This is a genomic window from Spirillospora sp. NPDC052269, assembly GCF_040679435.1.
In the GTDB taxonomy this organism is placed as follows: Bacteria; Actinomycetota; Actinomycetes; order Streptosporangiales; family Streptosporangiaceae; genus Spirillospora.
This window is the reverse complement of sequence record NZ_JBFAUU010000007.1, coordinates 381,003-404,076: the sequence shown is the minus strand read 5'-3', so window position 1 is coordinate 404,076 and position 23,074 is coordinate 381,003. Positions and strand designations below refer to the sequence as shown.

The following is a 23,074-nucleotide window of genomic DNA, read 5'->3' as shown; positions in this document are numbered from 1 at the left end:
CATCGCCTCAGGCACCCGGTCATCGATCACGACTCAGCGGTCAGCGCTTGCCGTGGTAGCGGTCCCAGAGGGCCTTCATGTGGCCGGTGTACACCACGACGTTGCCGTCGTTCTGGACGGCGAGCCAGGTGCTCTTGTGCCAGGTGTGGGTGGACCAGAGCGCCTTCTTGGCCTTGCTGTACACGACCAGGTTCCCGTCGGTCTGCATCACCGTGTACGCGCCAGGGTGCCCCGACGTGCGGGTGTGCCACGCGAGCTTGCCGTACCGGTACAGCGCCAGGTCACCGTTCGGCTCCTGACGCAGCTGGTAGGCGCGGTTCTGCGAGACGACCTTCTGGTACGGGTAGAGCGTCACACCGTTCGACAGCGTCGAAATCCACTGGTAGCTCGACCACACCGCGGTCTTGCCCTTGTAGACAACGGCGTTCCCGTCGTTCTGCAGCGACAGGTAGGCGCCCTTGTCACCGTCGGTGTGGCTCCTCCAGTACGTACGGGTTCCCTTGGCGACCGCCAGGTCACCGTTGGTCCGCATCGTCGCAGCCGAACCCTTGACCCAGGTGTGGGAGCTCCAGATGGACTTGGAACCCTTGTAGACCACCAGGTTGCCGTCGGACTGCATGGCCAGCTTGTACCGGCCGTCAGGCGAACGCAGATACTGCCCCGCCTTGAGGGTCTGACCGGACTTGAGCACCGAACGCACCGCGCTCGCGTCGACCTTGGTGCCGGAGCTCGCGGCGCTCGCCTCGGCCTTGGTGCCGGACTGCGAGGCGAAGACGGGCACCGCGGCCGCCACGGCGGCCGTCGCCAGCGTGGCCGCGGCGACCGCGGCCAGCTTGATCTTCATCTGTGCTTCGAGGCCCTTCTGTCGTTGACGTCGCAAAAAGCGACATGGACGACATGGGAGCCTAGAGCCCGCGGGTGCTGCCGATGTGTGCGAAGCATGCGGTCCTGCTGTGCAATGCGTGCGCCGATGCCGCCGACGGCGGGCGCCGGTCAAGCGAACGACGGCCAAGCGGACGGCGGCGAAACCTGGCAAGAAACGCACTTTTGGCACGTCGGAGCCGTCTTGTACCGTGCACCGCGTGCACAACGGGGCGAATAACGCGTCGCTGGAACGGTGCGGCGGGGCGTTCGCAACCGACTCGGCGGCGAACGGGGTCGAATGGTTCACCGAAGCGGTGTCGCGCGCGTTGATGCCGTCGGAGTTCAGTCCGCTGGACTCGGATGGCAGGTTCCACGCCGAGGGAGCCCAGTTGGACCTTGGAGCGATCCAGGTGTCCTGGTTCGCCTACTCGCCGCTGCGCTCGCGCCGGACGATGAAACTGATCCGCGCCGGGGACCCGGAGCAGTACCAGCTGGGCATGGTCGTCAAAGGCAACGCGTGGTTCGCGCAGCACGGGGCCGAGGCGGATCTCCGTCCACGGGAGATGGCGCTCTGGGACACCTCCCGTCCCTATGAGTCCTGTTCGGGGCTGGACGGCCGCGACGTCGAGATCGTCGTCCTGCAGATCCCCAAGGCCATGATGCCGATGCCGTCCCAGCAGGTCACCCGGCTCCTCTCCCAGCGCATCCCCGCCGGGAAGGGGCTGCCCGCCGTCCTGTCGGACTTCATGCTCTCACTCACCGCCAACGCTCCCGACGCCTGTCCGGGCAGCCGGGCCGCCCTGGGGCACATGGCGGTGGAACTGACCGCCGCGTGCCTCGCCCAGCGGTTCGGAGGCCTCCGGGAGCTGTCCGCCGAGGTCCGCGCCCACGGGCTGCTCCGCCGGATCGACGCGTTCATCGACCAGAACCTCGGCGACCCCGCCCTGACTCCCCGCATGATCGCCGACCACCACCACATCTCGCTCCGGACGCTCTACACCCTCTTCGAGGGCGAGCCCGAGGGCGTCGCGGCGTCGATCCGCCGCCGCAGGCTCGAACGCTGCCGCGCCGACCTCTCCTCCCCCGAACTGCGGGAACGTCCCGTCCAGGCCATCGCCGCCCGCTGGGGCTTCACCAGCGCCGCCGCCTTCAGCCGCACGTTCCGCGCCGCCTTCGGCACCAGTCCCCATGATCATCGCCATCACGCCCTCGGCGCACAGAGGAAGGCCGCCGGCCCCACCGGCCCCGGAACCGCCAGGCCCGCCGCCACCGAGCCTGGTGCCGCCGAGGGCGTCAGCCGTCCCTGATCTCCTGGATAAACTTGCGGCATGCCGGATACGCAGTACGAAGACCTGCTCAGCCATGTGCTCGCCACGGGCGCCCGCAAGGAGGACCGCACGGGGACGGGGACGCGGTCGGTCTTCGGGCACCAGCTGCGCTACCGGCTGTCGGACGGCTTCCCGTTGATCACGACGAAGAAGGTCCACTTCCGCTCGATCGCCTACGAGCTGCTGTGGTTCCTGCGGGGCGAGTCGAACGTCACCTGGCTCCAGGAGAACGGCGTCACGATCTGGGACGAGTGGGCCGCCCCGGACGGCGAGCTCGGCCCGGTCTACGGCGTGCAGTGGCGGTCCTGGCCGACCCCGGACGGCGGGCACGTCGACCAGATCGGCGAGGTGCTGCGCACGCTGCGTGAGAACCCCGACTCCCGGCGGATCATCGTGTCGGCGTGGAACGTCGCCGACATCCCGCGGATGGCGCTGCCGCCCTGCCACGCGTTCTTCCAGTTCTACGTCGCGGACGGCGAGCTCTCCTGCCAGCTGTACCAGCGCAGCGCGGACCTGTTCCTCGGCGTGCCGTTCAACATCGCCAGCTACGCCCTGCTGACGCACATGATCGCCGAGCAGGTCGGGCTCGGCGTCGGCGACTTCATCTGGACCGGCGGCGACTGCCACATCTACGACAACCACCAGGACCAGGTCCGCACGCAGCTCGCCCGCGAGGCGCGGCCGTTCCCCACGCTGAGCCTGAAGCCGGCCGAGAGCCTGTTCGACTACACCTACGAGCACATCACGCTCGACGGGTACGACCCGCACCCCGGCATCAAGGCGCCGGTGGCGGTGTGATCGGGCTCGTCTGGGCGCAGTCGTCCAACGGCGTCATCGGCCGCGACGGCACGCTGCCGTGGCACCTGCCGGAGGACATGAAGCACTTCCGCGCCCTGACCGCGGGCGCGACCGTCCTCATGGGCCGCCGCACCTGGGAGTCGCTGCCGCCGCGGTTCCGGCCGCTGCCGAACCGGCGCAACCTCGTGCTGTCGCGCACACCCCAGGACGGCGTGGAGACCTTCCCCGACCTTCCGCGGGCGCTCGCCGCGGCGAGCGGGGACGTGTGGGTGATCGGCGGCGCGGCCGTGTACCGCGCGGCGCTGCCGCTGGCCGACCGGATCGTGGTCACCGAGATCCGCGAGTCGTTCGAAGGGGACACCTACGCCCCCGACACGGGCCGCTCACCGGACTCCGCCGAGCCGTGGCAGGAGTCCTCGACCGGCCTGCACTACCGCTTCCTGACCTGGAACTGAGACCACCGGACCGGCGGTCCCGGCCGCGACCCGGATCGCGGCCCCGGCCGTCCGGTGCGCTCACTCGGGGCCGGAGCGGACGTCGATCAGCGGGAGCCGCGTGAGGCGGGCCCGCTCCTCCGCGGCGATCTCGGCCTCGCGGTGGGCGCCCAGCTTGGTGTTCTGGACCTTGTCGTGCAGCTTGACGATGGCGTCGAGCAGCATCTCCGGGCGGGGCGGGCAGCCGGGCAGGTAGACGTCGACCGGGACGATGTGGTCGACGCCCTGCACGACGGCGTAGTTGTTGAACATGCCGCCGGACGACGCGCACACGCCCATCGCGATGACCCACTTGGGTGAGGCCATCTGGTCGTAGAGCCGCCGCAGCACCGGCGCCATCTTCTGGCTCACCCGTCCGGCCACGATCATCAGGTCGGCCTGCCGGGGCGTCGCCGAGGCGCGCTCCATGCCGAACCGGGCGAAGTCGTGGCGCGGGTCGCCGACCGCCATCAGCTCCATGCCGCAGCAGGCCAGCCCGAACGTCATCGGCCACATCGACGACCGGCGCGCCAGTCCGGCCATCTTCTCGACGGTCGTGAGCAGGAAGTCGCCGGGGAGGTGTTCCTCGAGTCCCATGTCCATCCAGGCTGGTCGAACGCGCGAGGGTGATCAATCGCCTATTCCGCCATGATCGTTTCGCCGCGCGCCACAATGGGCGCATGGAGATGCGCGAGATCGAGGCGTTCCTGGAGGTCGCCCGGGAGCTGCATTTCGGCCGCGCGGCGGAGCGGCTGCGCGTGTCGACCCCGCGGGTGAGCCAGGCGGTGCGCGCGCTGGAACGCCGGGTCGGCGCCCCGTTGTTCGAGCGGACGACCCGGCGGGTGCGGCTGACGCCTCTGGGCGAGCGGCTGCGCGCCGAACTCGCGCCCGCGCACGACCGGATGGAACGGGCGCTCACCGAGGCACGCGACAGCACCGGCACCGGGGTGCTGCGCGTGGGCGTCGCGACCAGCCTGCCCACCGCTGTGGTCGAGGCGAGGATCCAGGCGTTCGAAGGGACTCACCCGCGCTGCGCCGTGGTGCGCTCCGCACACCCCAACTCCGAACCGTCCCGGTGGGCGGACGAATGGCCGGTGGACGTCTTCGTCGGCTGGCTGCCCAGCGATCCCGCGTCGATCGAGGCCAGGGGCTACCGCCTGGGCCGGGCATGGCGTCGTGAGGACAGGGCGGCCCTGCTGGCGACCGGGCACCCGCTGGGACGGCACGTCACGATCGACGCCGAGGAGCTGGCCGACCACGACGTCCTGTACCCGAGCAGCATGCCGCCGGACCTGGCCGACCTGTGGGTGCCGCCCGCCACCCCCGGCGGCCTCCCGCTGCGCCGGGTGCCGCGGCACAGGTCCGCGTCGCTCGAGGAGGCGGTCGTCCTGGTCGCCCAGGGGGACGTGATCCACCTGACGGTCGCCTCGGTGCGTCCGGACAACCCTCATGTCGTCACGGTGCCGGTGTCCGGCCTACCCCCGGTGGTCTGCGCCCCGATCTGGCCCGCCGGCACGGAGAGCGCCCTGATCCGCGAGTTCGCCGGTGGCACCGCGCCCGACGCGCCCTAGCCGGGCCGGTGTCCCTCACCCCCGGCGGTCACGAAACGCCATTACATCGTTCCAATAGTGGCGGGCGAATGATACAGGCCATCAATGGCGGTGAGTGAATCCGATGTCGCTTTGGGCAACCCTGGAGGCGCACGCAATTCGGGGAGCCGTGGACGGTCATCGCGTGAACATTGAACGACAGTCACGGCACATGCGCGCTAAATAGGGCAATGGCTCTCCCAAGGGAGGAACCCCTACATGGACGCTGGACTATACGCCCATATCACCCCCATTACAAGCATGTGACCATCGGTGCATACGGCCTCGAATGCGGTGTCGTCGGACGTGGTGCCGCGCTCTGGAGCACTGCGCCCCAAGCTGATGGAGCGTCGGGCCACCAGAGCCGGGTCCGGATTCTGAGGGGGCTCAGAGAAATCTCTGAATGTGCAGCTCAGGCCGCACGGCTTGGCTTTCGAGGCCACAACGGGGGCCGGTGCGGGCCTGGACGTCCGCGCCCGTGCGTGCGCCCGTGAAGTCCTCGCCTTGAGCGTCCACTTTTGGCCAGAGATAAAAGATTCAACTCTTTCAGAGCGCATCTGACCAGGAACTTATCTCCACATTGGCCATAGCGTCTGGTGAGAGATTGTCGACAGCGGACACAGCGCTGTGATAGCACCAGTCTGCCGCACTCTGTTCACCCCTGCCCCGGCGCTCCCTTCTCTTTGCGATTCGAACGTCCACCCCAGGGCACCGCCATGCCCGAAGGCCCCCTTCCGAGGTTCGGATGAAAAAGACGCAGATGACGACTGACCTGCACGGCCGCGACCTGGTACTCGGCCTGACGCCCTTTCACGAGCCCAGCGCGCCGCTCACCGTGGCCGTCGGACGGGCCGGAGGGCTCGGTGTCCTGGACCTCGGCCGGGACGCCTCCCTGGCACGTGACCACCTCGAACGGGTCACGCGCCGCTGGGACGGCGCCTTCGGGGTGCGGGTGTCGGCTGGATGCCCGCTCTCAGCCGAGCACCTGCCTCCCCCGGTCGACCTCGTGGTCCTCGAAGCGGGACTGGACGTCCTGCCGTGGTGTGGCGAAGGCCGCCGGGTTCTCGTCGAGGTCGTCTCGGCGGCGGAGGCTCGCGCGGCCGTCACGCAGGGAGCGGCGGGAGTCATCGCCAAGGGCGCGGAGTCGGGCGGACGGGTCGGGGAGCCGAGCACGTTCGTCCTGCTCCAGCGGCTGGTCGCCGAGCTCGACGTCCCGGTCTGGGCGCAGGGCGGCATCGGCACGGCCACCGCCGCCGCGGCGGTGGCGGGCGGTGCCCGCGGCGTGGTGCTCGACTCCCAGCTGGCCCTGGCCGCCGAGATGGACCTCCCGGAGACGGTCGCAGCGGCGATCACCGCGATGGACGGCAGCGAGACGACGATCGTCGACGGCCATCGCGTCTACACACGTCCGGACCTGCCGATCTCTGAGCTGGCAGAGCGCGGCGTCCCAGACCGCCTCGGCGGCCGCGACCTGCGCGAGCAGTTGCTGCCCATCGGCCAGGAGGGTGCGTTCGCCGCCTCCCTGGCCCGGCGGCACAGGACCGCGGGCGGTGTCGTCCAGGCGATCCGCGCCGCGATCGGCGCCGGGATCGCCGCGGGCAGGGAGCAGGCCCCGCTGGCGCCGGGGCGGGGCATCGCGCGCGAACCGCGCGGTCCGCGCTACCCGATCGCGCAGGGCCCGATGACCCGCGTCAGCGACCGCGCCGCCTTCGCCGCGCGGGTGGCCGAGGGCGGCGGCCTGCCGTTCGTCGCGCTCGCCCTTCTCAACGGCGAGGACACGCGCCGGCTGCTGGACGAGACCGCCGAACTGCTCGGCGACCGGCCGTGGGGCGTCGGGGTCCTCGGCTTCGCCCCGGAGGAGATCCGGGCCGCTCAGCTCGACGCCGTCCGGGCGGTGCGTCCGCCGTACGCGCTGATCGCCGGAGGGCGTCCTGCCCAGGCCGCGGCGCTGGAGTCCGAGGGCGTCGCGACCTACCTGCACGTCCCCTCCCCCGGCCTGCTGGCGCGGTTCGTCAAGGAGGGCGCCCGCAGGTTCGTCTTCGAGGGGTCGGAGTGCGGCGGGCACATCGGCCCGCGCGCGAGCTTCCCGCTCTGGCAGGCCCAGATCGACTGCCTTCTCGAGCACGGCGACGCGCTGCCCGAGATGAGCGTGCTGTTCGCCGGGGGCGTCCATGACGCGCGATCGGGCGCGATGGTGTCGGCGCTCTGCGGTCCCCTCGCCGAGCGCGGCGCGGCGACGGGCGTGCTCATGGGCACGGCCTACCTGTTCACGCGGGAGGCGGTCGACTCCGGGGCGATCCTGGCCGGGTACCAGCGGACGGCCCTGGAGTGCCGGGACACGGCTCTGCTGGAGACCTCGCCCGGCCATGTGACCCGATGCGCGGACACCCCGTACGTGGCGGCGTTCGAGGAGACGCGGCAGCGCCTCCTCGACGGCGGCGCCACGGTCCAGGACGCCTGGGCGGAGTTGGAGGGGCTCAACCTCGGTCGGTTGCGCATCGCCTCGAAGGGCCTGCGGCGCACGGAGGACGGCCTGCGCACCGTGGACGGGCGGGAGCAGCTCGACGAGGGCATGTACATGCTCGGCCAGGTTGCCACGCTCCGTTCGGACGTCACGACCGTCGCCGAGTTGCACGAGGACGTCGCGGACGGATCGGCCCGTCTGCTCGCCTCGTTCGCGGAGCCGGACGCCGAGGAGCGGGAGACCCCGGCGACGCCGCTGGACATCGCCGTCGTAGGCATGGCCTGCGTGTATCCGGGCGCGAGCGACCTCGGCGAGTACTGGTCGAACATCGTCCACGGCGTCGACGCGGTCACCGACGTGCCCGCCGAACGCTGGAACGTCGAGCGGTACCACGACGCGGAGGCGGGCGCGCGGCCCGAGGGCCGGACGCCCTCCAGGTGGGGCGGCTTCATCCCGCGGGTGCCGTTCGACGCGCTCGAGTACGGGATCCCGCCCACGTCCCTCGCCAGCATCGAGCCCGTCCAGCTGCTCGCCCTGGAGGTGGCGGCGCGGGCGCTGCGCGACGCGGGGTACGCCGAGCGGGAGTTCGAGCGCGAGCGCACCTCGGTGATCTTCGGCGCCGAGGCGGGCAGCGGCCTGTCGGCGGCCTACAGCCTGCGCGCGGCGCTGCCCGCCTACACCGGCGAGGTCCCGCCCGCCCTGGACCGGCACCTGCCCGAGCTCACCGACGACTCCTTCCCCGGCGTGCTGAGCAACGTGATCGCCGGGCGGATCGCCAACCGGCTGGACCTCGGCGGCCCCAACTTCACCGTGGACGCGGCCTGCGCGTCGAGCCTCGCCGCGCTGGACCTGGCCTGCAAGGAGCTGTCCGCCGGCGGCAGCGACATGGTCGTGTGCGGCGGGGCGGACCTGCACAACGACGTCCAGGACTACCTGCTGTTCGCCTCGGTGCGCGCGCTGTCGTCCCGGGGCAGGTGCGCCACGTTCGACTCGGCCGCCGACGGCATCGTGCTCGGCGAGGGCGTGGCCTGCGTCGTCCTCAAGCGCCTGGAGGACGCCGAACGCGACGGCGACCGGATCTACGCGGTCGTCAAGGGCGTGGGCGGGTCCAGCGACGGACGCTCCCTCGGCCTGACCGCGCCGCGTCCCGAGGGCCAGCGGCGCGCGCTGGAGCGCGCCTACGCCGCGAGCGGGGTCTCCCCCGCCGACGTCGGGATGGTCGAGGCGCACGGCACCGGAACGGTGGTCGGCGACCGCACCGAGCTGGCCGCGCTCACCGAGCTGTTCACCGAGGCCGGCGCGGAGCCCGCGCGCTGCCGGATCGGGTCGGTCAAGTCCCAGATCGGGCACACCAAGTGCGCCGCCGGCCTGGCCGGACTGATCAAGGCCGCCTACGCCCTGCACACCGGGACGCGTCCGGGCGGCCTGCACATCACCGAGCCGAACCCGTTCTGGTCGCCGGAGACCAGCCCGTTCGCCTTCGGCTCCGCGCCGTGGGAGGCGCCGCCGGGACGCCGGTACGCGGGGGTGAGCGCCTTCGGCTTCGGCGGCACGAACTTCCACGCCGTCCTCAGCGGCTACGACGGGGTGGACGAGCCCGCGCACGGCCTGCCGCGGTGGCCGGCGGAACTGTTCCTCTTCCGCGGGGACGGCCCGGACGGGATCGTCCGGGAGGCCGACCGCCTGGCCAAGGCGCTCGACGCCGACGGGGACACGAAGCTGCGCGAGCTGGCGGCGGCCCACCTGCGCGGCGCCCCCGACGCCCCGGTCCGCGCCGCGATCGTCGCCTCCGGCCGGGACGACCTGACGGCCAAGCTGGCGGACCTGCGGGCCGGGAAGGCCGGACGGGGCGTCCACCTCGCGCCGGACGAGGCCGCGACCGGCGGGCTGGCGTTCCTGTTCCCCGGCCAGGGCAGCCAGCGGCCGGGGATGCTGGCCGACCTGTTCACCGCCTTCCCCCGCCTGCAACGCCTGCTCCGGTTGGCGGACGGACGGTTCGCGCCGGCCATGTTCCCGCCGGCCGCGTTCGACCGTGCCGAGACCGCCCGGCAGAAGGCCGCGATCACCGACACCCGCGTCGCCCAGCCCGTCCTGGGCATCGCCGGACTGGCCATGGCCGAGCTGCTGGGCACGCTCGGGGTCCGTCCCGACATGGCCGGCGGCCACAGCTATGGGGAGCTGGTCGCGCTCTGCACGGCCGGGGCGTTCGGCGAGGACGACCTGATGGCCCTCAGCGAGCGCCGCGCGGGCGCGATCCTCGCGGCGGCCGGTGAGGACCCGGGGACCATGGCCGCCGTCACGGCGACCGCCGCCGACGTGCGCACGGCGCTCAAGGAACTCGGCCTCGGCGACGAGGTGGTCGTCGCCAACGACAACGCTCCGGCGCAGGCCGTCATCTCCGGTCCGACGGTCGCGGTCGAGCGCGCCGTGGCCGCGCTCGAGGAGCGCGGGATGCGGGCGCGCGGTGTGCCGGTCGCCTGCGCGTTCCACAGTCCGCTGGTCGCCTCGGCCTCGAACACGCTCGCCGCGGCGCTCGCCGGCCACGACGTGCGGCCTCCCGCCCGTCCGGTCTGGTCGAACGGCACCGCCGCTCCCTATCCCGGCACGGCCGAGGGCGTCCGGGATCTGCTCGCCCGGCAGGTGGCCGAACCGGTGCGGTTCGTGGAGCAGGTCGAGGCGATGTACGCGGCGGGCGCGCGGGTGTTCGTCGAGGCGGGGCCGGGACGCGTCCTGACCGGGCTGGTCGGGCGGATCCTGGGCGACCGGCCGCACACGGTCGTGCCGTGCGACGTGCCCGGCGAGAACGGGATCGTCCGGCTGCTGGAGGCGCTCGCCGCGCTCGCCACCGCCGGGGTCCCGGTCGATCTGCGCCCGCTGTTCGCCGGACGTGCCGATCCCGCCGCCGCTGCCGCCTCCGCCGCGCCGGGGCGTCCGCGCTGGCTGGTGGACGGGCAGCTCGTCCGCACCGCGTCCGGAGAGTGCGTGCCGGGCGGGCTGCGGCCCGCGACCGAAGCGCCCCAGGTGGGTCCGAACCTGACAGGAGAGTCCATGGACAACGGCAACGGTGCGGGCCGCGACGCCGCGGTGATGGAGTTCCTGCGGACGTCACGGGAGCTGGTCGCGACCCAGCGCGAGGTCATGCTCGGCTACCTGGGGACCACGCCGTCCGCGCCGGTCCTCCCGGCCGCGCCCGCGTCTCCGGTCCCGGCGCTCGTCCCCGAGCCCTCGCCGGTTCCCGTCCCCGCGTCCACGGCGCCGGAACCGGAGGTGGGGCCGAGGGACCCGCGGCAGGTCCGCGAGGTCGTGGTCGCCACGGTCAGCGCCCGCACCGGCTATCCCGCCGACATGCTCGGGACGGACCTGGACCTGGAAGGCGACCTGTCCATCGACTCGATCAAGCGCACGGAGATCATCGGGGAGCTCGCCGACCAGCTCGGGCTCGCCGGCGGCGACGCGCCCCTCGACGAGGACGTCGTCGCCGAACTGGCCCGGATCAAGACCATCGGCGGCATCGCCGACTGGCTCGGCGGCCACCTCTCCGGACGGGTCGAAGCGGCCACCCCGGCCGAGGCGACCGCGCCCGCATCCGGACCCGTCCGGGTGGAGGCGGTCGAGCCCGGACGCTTCGTGGTCGAGCCCGTCGTCGTCCCCGCCCCCGACGGTGACGGCGACCCGCTCGCCGACCGCCGGGTGGTCATCGTGGACGACGGCCGCGGGGTCGCGCTCGCGCTGGCCGACGTGCTCGAACGGCGCGGCGCCGTCCCGCGCGTCGTGGCGGCCCCGGAGTCCGAACCCGCCGACGCCCTCGTGCATCTGGGCGCGCTGGGCCCCGGCGCCGGGCCTGTGCTCCCCGGCGCGTTCGAAGGGATCCGCCAGGCGCTGCTCAGCGGCGCCGACCGGCTGGTGGTCGCCACCGCGACGGCCGGACGCTTCGGGCAAGGCGACGACGCCGACACCGGCACGGCCGACATCGGCCTGCGCGGGCTCGTCCGCGCGCTCGCGCGCGAGTTCCCCGACGCGGTGGCGCGCGCCGTCGACGTCGACCCCAAGGAGGACCCGCGCAAGATCGCCGAGCACCTGGCGCTCGAGCTCGCCGGTGGCGACGGCCGCACCGTCGTCGGGTACAGCAACGGCACCCGCACCACCCCGCGGGTCCGCCGCGCCGACCTCGACGGCGAGGCGACCGCGCCGCCCGGCCTGGACGCCGGGTCGGTCGTCCTGCTGACCGGCGGCGCGCGCGGCATCACCGCGACCGCCGCACGGGCCCTGGCCCGCCGCACCGGCTGCCATGTCGAGCTCATCGGCCGCACCCCGCCCCCGTCGGGCCCGGAGGACCCGGTCACGGTGCCCGCCGCGGACATGACCGCCCTGCGCGGCGTCCTGGCCCGCCAGGGCGGTACACCAGCCGAGATCGACGCGGCCGCGCGACGCGTCCTCGCCGAGCGGGAGATCCGGACGACGCTGGCGGACCTGCGGGACGCCGCGGCGTCGGTCCGCTACCACGTCGCCGACGTCCGCGACGCCGAGGCCGTGCGGGCCGTCGTCGCCGACATCCGCGCGCGGCACGGACGGCTGGACGGCGTCGTCCACGGCGCCGGGGTGCTGGAGGACAGGCTGCTCGCCGACAAGACGCCCGACTCGTTCGACCGCGTCTACGGGACGAAGGTGGACGGCTTCCGCGCGCTGCTGGACGCGCTCGCGTCCGGTGGCGAGGCGACGCCCCCTCCCGGGTTCGTCGTCGCGTTCGGCAGCGTGTCCGGGGTGTTCGGCAACCGCGGCCAGACCGACTACGCGGCGGCGAACGACGCGCTCGACTCGCTCGGCCACGCCTGGGCCGCGCGGCTGCCCGGACGCGTCGTGGCGATCGACTGGGGGCCGTGGGCCGGCGGCGGCATGGTCTCGCCCGAGCTGGAACGCGAGTACGCCCGGCGCGGCATCGCCCTGATCACTCCGGACGCCGGGGTCGACTGCCTGCTGCGCGAGCTGTCCCACGGCCGGGACGCGCAGGTCGTCTACATGTGCGGCGAGGCCGAGGATGCCTGAGGACGTCGCGATCGTCGGCGTCGGCGCGGTGTTCCCCGGCGCGGCGGATGCGACGGCGTTCTGGCACAACATCCGGACCGGGGTGGACGCGATCTCGGACGTGCCCGCGCACCGCTGGGATCCGGACGTCTACTACGCCCCTGAGGCCGCGGCCGCACCGGACCGCTTCTACTGCCGCCGGGGCGGGTTCGTCGACGAGCTCGCCGACTTCGACCCGACGAGGTTCGGCATCATGCCCGCCGCCGTGGACGGCACGGAACCGGACCAGCTGCTGGCCCTGCGCGCCGCCGCCGAGGCGATCTCCGACGCGGGCGGCGAGGAGCGGCTCCCCGACCGCTCCCGCGTCGGGGTCGTCATCGGCCGGGGCGGCTACCTCACCCCCGGCGTCGCCCGGCTCGACCAGCGCGTCCACACCGCCCACCAGCTCGTCGCCGTCCTGCGCGACCTCGCGCCCGGCCTCTCCGCGGACCGGCTGGCCACCGCGCGCGAGGCGTTCCAGAAGGCCCTCGGGCCGGAGGAGTCGATCGGGCTGGTGCCGAACTTCGCCGCGTCCCGGGTGGCCAACCGGTTCGACCTGCGCGGCCCGGCCTACACCGTGGACGCCGCGTGCGCGTCGTCGCTGCTGGCGGTCGACCACGCCGTCCGCGACCTGGCGTCCGGGCGCTGCGACGCGGTGCTCGCGGGCGGGGTGCACCACTGCCACCACACCACGCTCTGGAGCGTGTTCACCCAGCTCCGCGCGCTGAGCCCGACCGAGACGATCCGTCCCTTCGACGCCCGGGCGGACGGCACGCTGCTGTCGGAGGGCACCGGGGTCGTGCTGCTCAAGCGCCTCGCGGACGCGCTCGGGGACGGCGACCGCGTCTACGCGGTGATCCGCGGCGTCGGCGTCGCCAGCGACGGGCGCTCGTCCAGCATGATGAACCCCTCCTCGGACGGCCAGGTCGTCGCCGTCGAGCAGGCCTGGCGGGCCGCGGGTGTGGATCCCTCCGAGGGCGGCGCGGTCGGGCTGGTCGAGGCGCACGGCACCGCGACGTCCGCCGGAGACGCCGCCGAACTGGAGACGCTGCGACGCGCGTTCGGCTCCGGCGGCCCGCCGATCGGCCTGGGCACCGTCAAGTCGATGATCGGCCACACGATGCCCGCCGCAGGGGTGGCCGGCCTGATCAAGGCGGCGCTCGCCCTGCACCACGAGACGCTCCCGCCGACCCTGCACATCGAGGAGCCGCACCCGGCGCTGGCGGGCACGCGGTTCACGCCCGTCCTCCAGGCCGCGCCGTGGGACCGTCCCGCCGACGCGCCGCGCCGCGCGGCCGTCAACGCGTTCGGCTTCGGCGGAATCAACGCCCACGTCGTCCTTGAGGAGGCACCCCTGGCCGCTGCCGGACGTACGTCCTCCGCGAACCGCCGACCCGCCGATGAACCGATGCTGCACGGCGCCGCAACCGACCGCCGACCTGGCGATGAACGGATGCCGCGCGTCTCCGCGACGGACCGCCGACCCGAGGGGGAGCCGGTGTTGCGGGTCGCCAGGGCCGACCCCCGCGACATCGCGACCATCCTTGACGCCCCTGACGCCGAGCTGATCGAGGGAGCGGGTGGGACGGTGCCGCCCGGGGACGGGGACTGCCGGCTCGCGATCGTCGCTCCGGACGCCCGCCGGCTCGCGCTCGCACGCAAGATCGTTTCCAGGGGACGGCCCTGGCGGGGCCGCAGCGATGTGTGGTTCACCCCCCGGCCGCTGCTCTCGGGACCGGAGCAGGTGGCGTTCCTGTTCCCCGGCTTCGAGCCCGACTTCACCCCGCGCGTCGCCTCCCTCGCCGAGCACCTCGGCCTGCCCGCCCCGGCGCTGTCCGGCGGCGCCGACGTTCTCGAGCACGCCCTCGACGTGGTGGCGGTGAGCCGCCTGTACGCCGCCGCGCTCGCCGGGATCGGCGTCACGCCCGGGGCGCTGGCCGGACACAGCCTCGGCGAGTGGACCGCGATGATCGTCGGCCGGATCTACCCGCGGGTCGACGACTTCATCGCCTCGATGCGGCCGGGCATGGTCGAGGTGCCCGACCTGGTGTACGCGGCGTTCGGCGCGTCGGCCCAGCGCGTCGTCGGGGAGCTCGACGGTCTCGACCAGGTGCACCTCACCCATGACAACTGCCCGCACCAGGCGGTGGTCTGCGGTCCCGCCGACCAGGTCGCGCAGCTCGTGGACCGCCTGCGCGGGCAGGGCGTGCTAACCCAGACCATGCCGTTCCGCACCGGGTTCCACTCCCCGGCCTACACGCGGTATCTGCCGTCCGCCCGCGCGATGCTGGAGCGGCTGGAGGTGAGCCGGGCGACCGTGCCGGTGTGGTCCGCCGCCTCGCTCGCGCCCTTCCCGGACGACACCGGCGGCGTGCGCGACCTGGTGCTGCGCCACCTGGTCGAGCCGGTGCGGTTCCGCCGCCTCACCGAACTGCTCCACGACTCGGGCATCCGCGCGTTCGTCCAGGTCGGGCAGGGCAGCCTGGCCGGCTTCACCGAGGACACCCTGCGGGACCGCGACCATCTGACGATCAGCACCGCCGTGTCCGCCCGCGACGGGCTCGACCAGCTGCGCCGGGTGGCGGCCGCCCTGTGGGCCGACGGCCTGGACCCGGACTTCGCCCGGCTGCCCGCCCCGTCCGGGCGGTCGGCGACCCCTGCCCGTCCCGCGGGCCCGGACCGGACGGCGGCCCCGGACCGGTCGGTGCGGCTGCGCCTCGGCACGCCCATGGTCCGGCTGCCCGAGCTCAGCGGCCTGCTCGGCGTGGCCACCGCCGAGGTTCCTCCGACGGCCCTCGAGGGCGGTTCCCCGGTGCTCAGCGAACTCGGCGCCGTGCTCGCCGACACCACCGCGGCCGCGCGGGACGTCGGCGACGCCTGGCGCACCGGAGCCGCCGCGATGCCCGTCGCGGTGGGCGGCGCGGCGCCCGCGGACGGCACCGCGGAGCGACCGCGTTCCCTCACCCTGACCCAGGTGTTCTCGCTGGCGACGATGCCCGACACCGCCGACCACTGCATCTTCCCCCAGGCGCCGGGCTGGCCCGACATGACCGACCGGTTCCCCGTCGTCCCGCTCACCACGATCCTGGAGGTGATGGCCCGGGCGGCGAGCGAGCTGGTCCCGGACGCGACGGTGGTCGCCATCGAGCAGGTCAGGGCGCTGCGGTGGATCTGCACCGCCCCCGAGACGAACGCCGCGACGCACGTCGCCCGCGGCGCCACCACGCCGGACGGCGACATCCCGGTCAAGGTGCAGATCGAGGGCTACGCGAGCGGCGTCGTGCGGTTGCGCGCGGACGGCCATCCGCCCGCCCCCGAACCGTCCCCAACGCCGCCCGAGGCACTGCGGCCCCCACCCGTCTCCGCGCGGGAGCTGTACGACGGCAACTGGATGTTCCACGGACCCCGGTTCGCCAGCGTCGCCGGCATCGACGGGGTCGGACCCGACGGCATCACCGGAAGCCTGGCCAACCTGCCCGCCGAAGGGGCCCTGCTGGACGGCGCGGGCCAGCTCATCGGCCACTGGATGCAGGTCACCCTGACCGTCGACCAGACCGTCCTGCCGACGGGCATCCGCGCGGTGCGGTTCTACGGGCCGCCGCCCGAGGCCGGCGCGCGGATCGAGTGCGCCGCGTGGATCCGGGAGATCACCGACACCGAGGCGCGGGCGGACGCCGAGCTCCGCGACGGCGACGGACGCGTCTGGTGCCGGATCGACGGCTGGACGACCCGGCGCTTCGCCACCGACGAGCGGATCTGGGCGGTGAAGTTCCATCCGCAGAGCCAGACGCTGTCCGAGCCGCACCCCGGCGGCTGGTGCGCCGTCCGCGAGCACTGGCCCGACACCGGCTCGCGCGAGCTGATCATGCGCCGCCACCTGGGCGCCTCCGAGCGGTCCCGCTACGAGGCGCTGGCCCCGGACGCGCGGCGTCCCTGGCTGCTCGGCCGGATCGCCGTCAAGGACGCCGTCCGGCGGCGGCTGTGGGACCTCGGCGCGGGCCCCCTCTACCCGGCCGAGATCGCGGTCGAGGACGACGCCGACGGACGGCCGCGCGCGGCCGGGGCGTTCCGCGCGCCGCGGGTCTCGCTGGCCCAGTGCGCGGGCCGGGGACGCGACCCCGGCATCGCGGTGGCGCTGGCCGGGCCCGGCCGGGTCGGCATCGACATCGCGCCGGTCGTCGAACGCGACGCCGCCGCGGAGGAGGAGGCGTTGACCGCCGCCGAACGCGGGAGGCTCCACGGCCTGACCGGCGCCGACCGGGACGAGCGGTTCACGCGGATGTGGACCGCCAAGAAGGCCGTCGCCAAGTCCCTCGGCCTCGAACTCGAAGGTCGGCCGCACGCCTTCGAGACACGGCCGGCAACCGATACCGGCGGCGGCGACGCAGGCCCGGAGTTCGAGGTGACCGCGCCCGACGGCGGCGTGCACCCGGCCGGCAGCACAGTGATCACCAATGGGGCGGCGCGATACGCCGTGGCGTGGACGCACGGAGGGAACGCTCAGTGAACAAGGAACGCACAGCGGACGCGGCGGACACGGCGGACATGGTCCTCGCCGAGGTGACCCGCATGCTCGTCGAGGTCGTCGGGGAGGACTTCCTGCTCGACGTCGAGATCACCGGGGACACGACGTTCAGCGAGGACCTCGCGCTGGAGAGCATCGAGTTCGTGGCGCTCGCCGAGAAGCTCCAGCAGCACTACGGCGACCGGATCGACTTCGCCGCCTTCATCGCCGACATGGACCTCACCGAGATCATGTCGATGGACGTCGGCACGCTGGTGGACTATGTCCAGGGGCGCACGACGCCCGTCCCGTGGGAAGACCGAGCCCGCTGATGCCGTACACGAACGTCCGCGGGGCGCGGTTCCACATCGCGGACCTGGCGCCGCGACGGCCCGGCGAGCCGGTGGTGATGCTCCACGGCCTGTTCACCGGCAGCATCGCCTCCTGGTACCTGACGGCGGCCCCCGCGATCTCCGCGACCCGCCGCGTGCGCCTCGTCGACTGGCGCGGGCACGGCCTCAGCGAACGCACGCCCAACGGGTACGGCACCGCGTCCATGGCCGCCGACCTGGAGGCGCTCACCGCCGACCTGCCGCCCTTCGCGATCGTCGGGCACAGCTACGGCTGCCTGGTCGCGCTGCGTTTCCTCCAGACGGTCCCGGGACGGGTCCGGCGGATGGTCCTCGTGGAGCCCCCGTTCAACGAGGTCGGTCTTTCCGAAGGCCTCCGGGCCGTCCGGGGCGAGCCGTCCGGGCGCCTGCGGAACGGCTCGGCGGAGCGGCGGATGCGGGCGCTGGCCGACACCACCACGGTGCTGACCGACCTCGCGGCGGAACCGCCGGTGACCGACGCGGACCTGCGGTCGCTGGACGGCGGCCCGTGCCTGGTCATCGGTGGACGGAACTCCCCGTTCATCTCCTCGGTGGACCGCGTCCGGCAAGCCTGCCCCCACGTGCGCGCGCACGAGCTGGCCGGCGGCCACGAGATCCACGTGAGCCACGCCGACGAGGTGACCGCCCTGGTCACCGGCTTCCTGGGACCGGCGCGCGCCGAGGTGGCGCATGGCTGACGTCCACGCCAACGGCCTGCGCTTCAACGCGCAGGTGATGGAGCCCCAGAACCGCGCGCCGGACGGCCCGACGGTCGTGTTCGTCCATGGCCTGGTCACCGACAACCTGTCCAGCTTCTACTACACCCTCGCCGGGCCCGCCGCCGTCGCCGGGACCCGCGTGATCCTCTACGACCTGCGCGGACACGGCCGTTCGCACCGGCCGGAGCGCGGCTACACCGCCGACGACGGCGTCGCCGACCTGTGCGCGCTGCTCGACGCGCTCGGCGTCACCGGCCCGGTCCATCTGGTCGGCAACAGCTACGGCGGCGTCCTCGCCGCGCGCATGGCCGTGACCGCGCCCGACCGTGTGGCGGGGCTGATGCTGATCGAGGCGAGCTGTTCGGGCCCCGGCGCCGCCGCCTGGTTCGAGGACATGGCCAACACGCTGTCGGTGACCGCGCTGCGGCTGGAGCACGACGGGGCACGCGACCAGTACGCGAAGGCCGGGCAGCGGCGCATGGCACGCCTCGTCCGGCACGTCGACGGTCTGCTGAACCAGACCAGCCTGGTGGACGACGTGGCGGCCGAGCGCCCGCTGCGCGACGCCGAGCTGGCCGCGATCCGCTGCCCTGTCCTCGCGGTGTACGGGGAGCGGTCCGAGCTGGTCGGAGCGGCCGCCGAGCTCGAACGCCATGTGCCGGACTGCACGGTCGAGATCCTGCCGGGCCTGGCGCACACCGTCCTGCGCGAGGCGACCGGCGTGCTCCGCGACATCCTGCTCTCCTGGCTCGCCGAGCAGCGCGTCCGGACAGCGGAACACCCTGCTTTGGAGGGCGCGTGAGCCGATTCCTGTTCACCGCGCCGCCGCTGGCGGGCCACATCAACCCGACCGCAGCGGTCGGCGCGGAACTGGCCCGGCGCGGCCACCAGGTGGCCTGGGCCGGGCACCCCGGCACGCTGGAACCACTGCTACCGACAGGCGCCCGCGTCCTCCCGGTCATCGATGACGCGCTCGACGACCGGCTGCGCGAGAAGCGATCGGAGTGGATGGCGCTGCGCGGTGCCGCGGAGCTCAAGTTCCTGTGGGAGGAGTTCATCGTCCCCCTCGGCCACGCGATGCTCCCCGGCGTGGAGGCGGCCATCGCGGACTTCTCCCCCGACGTGCTGGTCGCCGACCAGCAGGCGCTCGCCGGGCCGGTCGCCGCCCGCCGCGCCGGGATCGCCTGGGCGACCTCGGCGAGCACGCCCGCCGAGGTGCTGCGTCCGCTGGCGGGCATGCCGAAGGTCGAGGCCTGGATCTCCTCGCTCATGGACGGCTTCCAGACCGCGTCCGGCCTGGACGACCCCGTCGACCTGCGCTTCTCCGACCGTCTCGTCCTGGTGTTCACGACCGCCGCGCTCGCCGGTGACGTGTCGCGGTTCCCCGGCCACTGGGTCTTCGCGGGCCCCGCGCTGGCCGGACGTCCCGACCGCGGCGAGTTCCCGTGGGACTGGCTCGACCCCGGCCGCCGCAAGGTGCTGATCTCACTCGGCACCCTGAACGGCCCGGCGGGCGAGCGTTTCTACCGTGCCGCGCTCGAGGCGCTCGACGGGTGGGAATCCGACGTGCAGGCGATCGTCGTCGCCCCTCCCGGCATGCTCGAAAAGCCGCCGCCGCACGTCCTGGTCACCGGCCACGTCCCGCAACTGGCCCTGCTCCCCCACCTGGACGCGGTCGTGACCCACGGCGGCCACAACACCGTGTCGGAGGCGCTCGCGCACGGGCTTCCGCTGGTCGTGTGCCCGATCCGCGACGACCAGCCGATCATCGCGGGGCAGGTCGTCGCGGCCGGGGCCGGGACGCGCCTCCGGTTCGGGCGGGTCCGTCCGGCGGACCTGCGCGCGGCGCTGGCCGCGGTGCTCGACACCCCCTCATTCCGCGCCGCCGCCGAGCGCGTCCGAGACTCCTTCGCGGCCGCCGGCGGCGCCGCGACGGCAGCAGACCACCTGGAGGAACTGCCGTGATCGCCATCCCCCTCGCCGTCCTGCTCATCGCGGGGCTGCTCCTCAACGTGCTGCGCATGCGCGGTCGCGCGACGGCCCTGTCCGCGCTCGGAGCGCCCGGCGACGCCCCCGAGCGTTCGCCGGACGGTGCCGAGCGTTCTCAGGGCGGTGACGACGGCCTCCGCTTCCTGGTCGCCGAGGGCGTCGTCCTGGACGAGGAGAGCCGCTTGGCCGCCATCGCGCACGCCCGCCGGCACGACGTCGACCTCGTCGACCTCGTCCCCCGGACCCTGCCGGCGGCGGCCGCGCGCGACCTCGTCCGGCACATGTCACCGCCGGACGCCCAAGGCCCCGACAACGGACGCGGCCCGGGCGCGGCCCTGCTCGTCACCGCCGACGTGCTCGAACGCGCCGAGGCCGACGTGCCGGACACGATCTCCCCGCCCGACCTGATCGTCCTGGCGCGGCGGCTGAAGCAGTTCGCGCGCGACCGCGACTCCCTGGTCGTCTCCCCAACGCTGCGTCCGGCGCCGGGCGATCTGGAGCGGCGCCGGTCCCGGCTGCGCGCGAGCGGCACGATCGTCCCGATCGACCTCGCGCTGGCCGCCATCCCCTTCGCGCTGCTCGTCGTCGAGGCGTTCGTCTCCTGGCCGCTGGCCCTGGCGTGCCTGGCGGTCTACTGCCTCCAGCCGTACCTCGTCTTCGCGGGCACGGCGCTGCGTCCGAGCGGCCTCCACCTGGCCGCCCTGGGGCGTCCGCTGTACGAGCCGTACGTGTGGGTGCGCACGGCGACCAGCCGGTGGACCTCGGAGACCGATCAGCGGGACGCCGCCATGCGCACGGACGCGCGGCCGAACTACGAAGCGGAGCTGGCCAAGGGCGTCGAACGCTTCCTGGAGGCGCGGCGTGACACCTGCCCCTGGTGCGAGGCGGACGACCTGTCGGTCATGCTGCGCGGCAAGGATCTCGTCTACCACAAGCCCGGGGACTTCACGCTGGAGCGATGCGGCGCCTGCGGGCACATCTTCCAGAACCCGCGGCTGACCCCGGACGGCCTGGACTTCTACTACCGCGACTTCTACGACGGCATCGGCGCGGCCACCGCCGAGACCATCTTCACCACGTCGTCGCACGACTACCTGGGCCGCGCCCGGATGCTGGAATCCGCCGCGACACCGAAGCGCTGGCTGGACGTGGGGGCCGGGCACGCCCACTTCTGCGCCGCCGCGCGCGAGGTCTGGCCCGACACCGTCTTCGACGGGCTGGACTGGGGCGCGGAGATCGAGGAGGCCGTCCGGCGCGGCTGGATCGAGCGCGCGCACCGCGGGATGTTCACCGACCTGGCCGACGAGATCCAGGGCGTCTACGACGTGGTGAGCATGCACCACTACCTGGAGCACACCCGCTCCCCGTTCGCCGAGCTGGACGCCGCGGCGAGGGTCCTGCCGCCCGGTGGGCACCTGCTGATCGAGCTGCCCGACCCCGAATGGCGGCTCGGGCGGCTGTTCGGCCGGTACTGGGTGCCGTGGTTCCAGCCGCAGCACCAGCACATGATGCCGATCGGGAACCTCAAGCGGGCGCTCGCCGACCGCGGCCTCACCCCGGTCGCCGAGGAGCGCGCCGCCGCCCACCAGGGCAACGACTTCGTCCTCGCGGCGTACCAGTGGTTCGCGCACCTGGCCCCCGACCGGAACCTGCCGTGGTCGGCGAAGCGCCGCACGGCGACGTGGCGGGTGTGGCGCGGCCTGGTCTGGACCGTCGGTGTTCCGGCCGTGCTCACCGGTCTTCTGCTGGACCATACGTTCGGCGCCCTGGCGTCACGCCGGACCGGCACCGGCAACGCCTACCGGGTGCTGGCGCGCAAGGACGACCCCGCCGATGGGTGAGGCTCCGCGCCACGGGGACGCCCTCGCGGGACGGCTGGACCTCGCGCCCGAGGTCCGGCTCGTCCCGGCCGCGTTCCACGAGACCTACGGGTACGGGGCGAAGGGGGTCTGGCGTGCGCCCGGCTCGGTGACGCTGCTGTCCGATCACGGGGCGAGCCTGTCCATGGCGGCGCGCTGGGGAACGATCGTCGCGGCGTCCCCCCGTGAGGACGACACGATCGAGCTGGCGTTGATGAACAGGCCCGCCGACCGCGAACGGATCGACCTCGGCGCCCTTCGTCCCGGCGCGACCGAGCCGTGGGCGGCGGCCGCCCTCAGCGCGGCCTGGGCCTTGCAGGTGGCCGGGTGCCCGAGCCCGATCGGTGGCGCGACCCTGCTGGCGGGCGTGGACCTGCCCGACGGCACCGGGCTGGGGGCCTCCACCGCGACGGCGTGCGCGGTGGCGCTGGCCCTGCGCGACCTGTACGCGCCGTACCTCCCGCTGGACACCCTGTCCACACTGGTCGCCCATGGTCTGCGCGCCTTCGGCGCGGCGGACGACCACCAAGCGGACCAGTGCCGCGCGACGCTGCTCGCACGTCAGGGCACGCTGCGCCTGGACGAGGGATCCGACGTCGGTTTCGTCCCGCTCGACCTGGAGGCCGCCGGGCTGCGGCTCCTCCTGGTCGACACCCGAGTGCGCGCCGAACCGCTCAGCCCTGTCGTGGAACGGACGCCTCTCCGCGAGGTGGCGTCGCGCCTGAGCAGCGGCGACCTGGCCGTCCTGGGCGCCGAGTTCACCGCCGCCCACACCCGGCTGTGCGAGGCGGGCGTCCCGTCCAGGGAACAGCGCACGGTGGTGACCGCCGCCCTGGACGCGGGCGCGTTGGGCGGCCGCATGATCTGGGACGGTCCGGGCCGTCCGGCCCTGTTGCTGGTCCGGGCGGCTGACCTGGGCCCGATCCGCACGGCCATCACCAGGGCCTGCCTGTACCAGCGCCTGCGCTCGCCGCGTTTCCTCACCGTGACCCCCTACGGCCCCGCCGCCCAGAACTAAGACCGCATGTGACGTGCACCACTAAGTGTCACTTCCG

General features: G+C 73.7%; 14 protein-coding genes. 12 read left to right on the top strand and 2 right to left on the bottom strand.

Annotated features, from left to right (window positions below; genetic code table 11):
- Positions 1–40: 40 nt before the first annotated feature.
- Positions 41–844 (bottom strand): hypothetical protein, encoded by an 804-nt coding sequence (locus AB0L06_RS18005; RefSeq protein WP_500232132.1) that lies wholly within the window; start codon positions 842–844, stop codon positions 41–43.
- A gap of 238 nt (positions 845–1,082) precedes the next feature.
- Between AB0L06_RS18005 and AB0L06_RS18000 the strand changes: the two genes are divergently transcribed.
- Genes AB0L06_RS18000 through AB0L06_RS17990 form a run of 3 tightly spaced genes read left to right on the top strand, consistent with a single transcriptional unit; the run spans position 1,083 to position 3,445 of the window.
- On the top strand, positions 1,083–2,171 hold the full coding sequence (locus AB0L06_RS18000) for an AraC-like ligand-binding domain-containing protein (protein ID WP_500232131.1): 1,089 nt from the start codon (positions 1,083–1,085) through the stop codon (positions 2,169–2,171).
- A 21-nt stretch (positions 2,172–2,192) separates the two neighbouring features.
- Complete coding sequence (locus AB0L06_RS17995) at positions 2,193–2,990, top strand: thymidylate synthase (RefSeq protein WP_500232130.1); 798 nt, start codon at positions 2,193–2,195, stop codon at positions 2,988–2,990.
- Entirely contained in the window at positions 2,987–3,445 is a 459-nt protein-coding gene (locus tag AB0L06_RS17990) for a dihydrofolate reductase (RefSeq protein WP_500232129.1), read from the top strand. Before AB0L06_RS17995 ends, AB0L06_RS17990 begins: the two co-directional genes overlap by 4 nt.
- A gap of 60 nt (positions 3,446–3,505) precedes the next feature.
- On the opposite strand, the gene AB0L06_RS17985 is transcribed toward AB0L06_RS17990, so the two are convergent.
- On the bottom strand, positions 3,506–4,060 hold the full coding sequence (locus AB0L06_RS17985; protein ID WP_500232128.1) for an NADH-quinone oxidoreductase subunit B: 555 nt from the start codon (positions 4,058–4,060) through the stop codon (positions 3,506–3,508).
- Between the two features lie 83 nt (positions 4,061–4,143).
- Between AB0L06_RS17985 and AB0L06_RS17980 the strand changes: the two genes are divergently transcribed.
- From AB0L06_RS17980 to AB0L06_RS17940, 9 genes are all read left to right on the top strand, one after another.
- Positions 4,144–5,034, top strand: a complete 891-nt coding sequence (locus AB0L06_RS17980) for a LysR family transcriptional regulator (protein WP_500232127.1) — start codon at positions 4,144–4,146, stop codon at positions 5,032–5,034.
- 778 nt (positions 5,035–5,812) lie between these two features.
- The gene (locus tag AB0L06_RS17975; RefSeq protein ID WP_500232126.1) at positions 5,813–12,559 is read left to right on the top strand and encodes an SDR family NAD(P)-dependent oxidoreductase; all 6,747 of its coding nucleotides are present in this window, start codon (positions 5,813–5,815) and stop codon (positions 12,557–12,559) included.
- Positions 12,552–17,084, top strand: coding sequence for a beta-ketoacyl synthase N-terminal-like domain-containing protein (locus AB0L06_RS17970; RefSeq protein WP_500232125.1), 4,533 nt, complete (start codon positions 12,552–12,554; stop codon positions 17,082–17,084). The genes AB0L06_RS17975 and AB0L06_RS17970 overlap by 8 nt, the downstream gene beginning before the upstream one ends.
- Positions 17,081–17,413 (top strand): acyl carrier protein, encoded by a 333-nt coding sequence (locus AB0L06_RS17965; protein ID WP_500232124.1) that lies wholly within the window; start codon positions 17,081–17,083, stop codon positions 17,411–17,413. The genes AB0L06_RS17970 and AB0L06_RS17965 overlap by 4 nt, the downstream gene beginning before the upstream one ends.
- A complete protein-coding gene (locus tag AB0L06_RS17960) occupies positions 17,413–18,150 on the top strand; it encodes an alpha/beta fold hydrolase (protein ID WP_500232123.1) in 738 nt (245 codons plus the stop codon). Before AB0L06_RS17965 ends, AB0L06_RS17960 begins: the two co-directional genes overlap by 1 nt.
- Positions 18,143–18,973 (top strand): alpha/beta fold hydrolase, encoded by an 831-nt coding sequence (locus AB0L06_RS17955; protein ID WP_500232122.1) that lies wholly within the window; start codon positions 18,143–18,145, stop codon positions 18,971–18,973. Before AB0L06_RS17960 ends, AB0L06_RS17955 begins: the two co-directional genes overlap by 8 nt.
- On the top strand, positions 18,970–20,136 hold the full coding sequence (locus tag AB0L06_RS17950; protein WP_500232121.1) for a glycosyltransferase: 1,167 nt from the start codon (positions 18,970–18,972) through the stop codon (positions 20,134–20,136). The genes AB0L06_RS17955 and AB0L06_RS17950 overlap by 4 nt, the downstream gene beginning before the upstream one ends.
- A complete protein-coding gene (locus tag AB0L06_RS17945) occupies positions 20,133–22,001 on the top strand; it encodes a class I SAM-dependent methyltransferase (protein ID WP_500232120.1) in 1,869 nt (622 codons plus the stop codon). Before AB0L06_RS17950 ends, AB0L06_RS17945 begins: the two co-directional genes overlap by 4 nt.
- A complete protein-coding gene (locus tag AB0L06_RS17940; RefSeq protein ID WP_500232119.1) occupies positions 21,994–23,037 on the top strand; it encodes a GHMP family kinase ATP-binding protein in 1,044 nt (347 codons plus the stop codon). Before AB0L06_RS17945 ends, AB0L06_RS17940 begins: the two co-directional genes overlap by 8 nt.
- The last annotated feature ends 37 nt before the right edge of the window (positions 23,038–23,074 follow it).